Raw genomic sequence first — 1,637 nt, forward strand, 5'->3', positions numbered from 1 at the left:
TTAGGACCCGACTGACCCCGGGATGATTAGCATTGCCCGGGAAACCTTAGTCTTTCGGCGGGGGGGCCTCTCACCCCCCTAATCGTTACTTATACCTACATTTGCTTTTCCATGCGCTCCAACGGGGGTCGTCCCCCATCTTCAAGGCGCATGGAATGCTCCCCTACCGATACTTTTCTATGCTATCCCGCGCCTTCGGTATCCGGCTTGATACCCGATTATTATCCATGCAGAGACCCTCGACTAGTGAGCTGTTACGCACTCTTTGAATGAATGGCTGCTTCCAAGCCAACATCCTAGCTGTCACGGGGACCACACTTCGTTAGACTAACTTAGACAGAACTCCGGGACCTTAGACGGCGGTCTGGATTCTTCTCCTCTCGGGGACGGACCTTAGCACCCGCCCCCTTACTGCACGGCTGCGGACCATATGCATTCGGAGTTCGTCAGGACTTGATAGGCGGTGAAGCCCTCGCATCCTATCGGTCGCTCTACCTCTCATGCTGAACACAGCACGCGGCACCTAAATGCCTTTCGGGGAGTACGAGCTATCTCCAAGTTTGATTGGCCTTTCACTCCTACACACACCTCATCCAGAAGCTTTTCAACGCTTATTGGTGCGGTCCTCCATCCCGTGTTACCGGGACTTCAACCTGGACATGTGTAGATCACTTGGTTTCGCGTCCACCTCCGACGACTCGACGCCCTCTTCAGGCTCGCTTTCACTACGGCTCGGTGACTTAATCACTTAACCTTGCCGACGACGGTGACTCGTAGGTTCATTATGCAAAAGGCACGCCGTCACATGCAAGAGCATGCTCCGACCGCTTGTAGGCGCATGGTTTCAGGAACTATTTCACTCCCCTTGTCGGGGTTCTTTTCACCTTTCCCTCACGGTACTAGTGCACTATCGGTCTCACAGGAGTATTTAGCCTTACCGGATGGTCCCGGCAGATTCGCGCAGAATTCCACGTGTTCCGCGTTACTCAGGATACCACTAGGCCTCGATTCGCTTCACATACGGGGCTGTCACCCTCTATGGCCGTTCTTTCCAGAACGTTCCGTTCACGTCTCGAGTACCACGTCGCGGTCCTACAACCCCGGCATTGCGTTGCCACAACGCCGGTTTGGGCTCTTCCCCGGTCGCTCGCCACTACTGGGGGAATCATTGTTATTTTCTCTTCCTGCAGGTACTAAGATGTTTCAGTTCCCTGCGTTCGCCTCCTGCATTAGTAGGATAATAGACTGAGTCTATTGGGTTGTCCCATTCGGAAATCCGCGGATCAAGGGATATTTGCTCCTACCCGCGGCTTATCGCAGCTTATCACGTCCTTCATCGCCTCTGTGAGCCAAGGCATCCGCCATGCGCCCTTTCTTACTTTCTTCGAGATTCTTGCAGACGGAAATCGCACAAGTTCGGAAAACTCTTGCTCATCCGTTCGCATAAGTAACTCATACTTTCAGCTGTAAATTGCTATTTCATCTACTGGCTGTCCGGGTGGACAGCAGTGGAACGAAGTTTCTTTACTGTTTTGCTTTTGTCTCAATATTTCAAAGATCAACCGCGAACAATACGTTCGCATGGTGGAGAATAACGGACTCGAACCGTTGACCCCCTGCGTGCAAAGCAGGTGCTC

General features: G+C 52.8%; 1 rRNA gene. It reads right to left on the reverse strand.

Annotated features, from left to right (window positions below):
• A 23S ribosomal RNA gene (locus MJZ25_16570) occupies positions 1-1,385 on the reverse strand; the annotation flags it as partial.
• Between the last annotated feature and the right edge of the window lie 252 nt (positions 1,386-1,637).

Origin of the sequence: Fibrobacter sp. (assembly GCA_024399065.1) — a bacterium.
Classification (GTDB): Bacteria; Fibrobacterota; Fibrobacteria; order Fibrobacterales; family Fibrobacteraceae; genus Fibrobacter.